Here is a 2,007-nt window from a genome sequence, read left to right as displayed (position 1 = left end):
GCCCATTGGGCGTCAGTCAAAACGAATCGGTCCATCCCAAGCTTGAATCACAACCAAGCCCCGATGAGAATCCTGAATCCCAACAGACCCTAGGACGTGTTAGTAGAAAGGAACTACGTCATGAGCCCGACCGGAGACGGAATACCGTTCGAGAAGGAGGAATTTTCCCGTCGCTTGGCGTTGGTGAAGAAGGAAATGGAACGGCGGGAGATGGATACGCTGCTCATCAGCGAGCCATCCAATATCTATTATCTCACAGGATACGAGGCCTACTCGTATTACGTATTTCAAATGCTGCTTGTCCACCGCGATCTTGATGAACCCGTCTGGATCGGCCGATTCATGGATGCAGTGTCAGTGCGGCGAATGACACATCTTTCAGAGAAGGCCATCCGCCCCTACACGGACGAATATGTGCAATCCTCCGATCGGGATCCAGTCGATTTTCTCGTTGCGCAGCTCAGAGAGATTTGTCCAACCCTTGAAGCTATCGGGACTGAGACGGGGTCCTACTATTACACGGCAAGAGCCCATACCAAGCTTCTAAGCTGTCTCTCAAATGTTCGCTTCGTTGACGCCGAACTCCTCATCAATTGGGTTCGCATTCGCAAGAGTCCAGCTGAACTCGCAATCATGCGGGAGGCGGGCAAGATATCGAACGCGATGATCACTGACGCTATCGAGGCAGCAAAGCCTGGCATGCGAGAGTGCGATCTGGCTTCAGTGATTTACCAACGCATGATCGCGGGCACGCCTGAATACGGCGGTGTTCTACCTTCGAGCCCGACCTACTTGCTCACGGGCTCGCGATCAGGCGAACCGCATGCGCCCTGGACGGATCGTCTAATCGGCACAAACATTCCTGTGAATGTGGAGACCTCTGGGTGCCGCCGCCGCTACCATGCTCCCGTTAGTCGCACGATATTCCTTGGCTCTCCGCCGGACGCCTATCTCCGCATTTCAAACGCCGTGGTCGAAGGTATCGAAACGGCATTGGTGGAGGTGAAACCTGGCGTCACTTGCGCCGATATCGAACGGACTTGGCAATCGACGATTGCCCGGCACGGCTTTCACAAGGAAGCTAGACTTGGTTACTCGATAGGGATTGGGTTCTCGCCAACCTGGGGAGAACGCACGGCTAGTCTTCGTAATAGTGATCTCACTGTTCTTGAGCCGGGCATGGCGTTTCACATGATGCCTGGGCTATGGCTCGGCGAGAATGGGGTCACCATTACTCAATCGTTCATTGTGACTGAAAGTGGTCGGGAAGACCTGACCACAATCCCGCGACAACTGGTCATAAAGTAAAACGGGCAGCGTTTTAGAAATGCTGACCGAAACTACGCAATGCGGGTCGCAGCACTGAGTTGGCGCGACTCTCGTTGCAACGGTCCCTTCTACCGGAGGCCCGGTCGGTGTGCCCGAGCATACCAGCGCAGTCCTCCAGCAGTTTCGTCCCCCAGCCTGTAGATCGTTTTTCAGCTCTCCTGAGTCAACGCTATGACCGGGCGATCTCCTACAGCCATTTTCGAGGGACTTACATCCGCACCGAAGCTTGTTACTCGCACGTGCCTCATCGCGCTCTACCAACGAGGTCGCAGCCTATGCCGTTGCCTCGCTTGGTACAGCCAAACCTACGGATTGAGCGAATATTGGCTCACCGCGCTCATATTTCTCAGAGCGATGGTCTTTCAAGTCTATCGCTCAAGTCCTTCCGCCGCCGGGAGGGCCGGACGAGTTCATTGGGCGCAGCCTACGAAGCGTGTCCCTCATTCATCGGAATTACGCGGAGGCTGTCCGTGGTAATAGTAACATCAAGGACGTCGCCGGATTTCGGATGACGTCCAAATGGAAGGCGTTCCTGCATTGTGAGTCGCTCTCCATTAATATCAAGCACAACCCGGGTCGCGCTTCCCAAGTAATGAGAATGGAGGACGCGCGCCTGCTGGCTCTGGCCCGCAGCGCCATCGGCCGACAACTTGACCTGTTCCGGCCGGATCACCACTG

General features: G+C 55.3%; 2 protein-coding genes. One reads left to right on the top strand and one right to left on the bottom strand.

Annotation, left to right across the window (positions count from 1 at the left end):
* The first annotated feature begins 120 nt into the window (after positions 1 to 120).
* Positions 121 to 1,308: a M24 family metallopeptidase gene (locus ABIB00_RS38915; protein ID WP_354108000.1), complete on the top strand. Its 1,188-nt coding sequence runs from the start codon at positions 121 to 123 to the stop codon at positions 1,306 to 1,308.
* Between the two features lie 445 nt (positions 1,309 to 1,753).
* On the opposite strand, the gene ABIB00_RS38910 is transcribed toward ABIB00_RS38915, so the two are convergent.
* Positions 1,754 to 2,002: a TOBE domain-containing protein gene (locus ABIB00_RS38910; RefSeq protein ID WP_354108001.1), complete on the bottom strand. Its 249-nt coding sequence runs from the start codon at positions 2,000 to 2,002 to the stop codon at positions 1,754 to 1,756.
* Positions 2,003 to 2,007: the final 5 nt, after the last annotated feature.

It is taken from the genome of Bradyrhizobium sp. LB14.3, from assembly GCF_040547985.1.
In the GTDB taxonomy this organism is placed as follows: Bacteria; Pseudomonadota; Alphaproteobacteria; order Rhizobiales; family Xanthobacteraceae; genus Bradyrhizobium.
Note: the sequence above shows the minus strand (reverse complement) of the source record. Positions and strands in the feature narration are given on the sequence as shown.

Coding starts and splice junctions, on each gene's coding strand:
- ABIB00_RS38915 (WP_354108000.1), top strand. CDS start 121: ATGAGCCCGACCGGAGACGGAATACCGTTCGAGAAGGAGGAATTTTCC.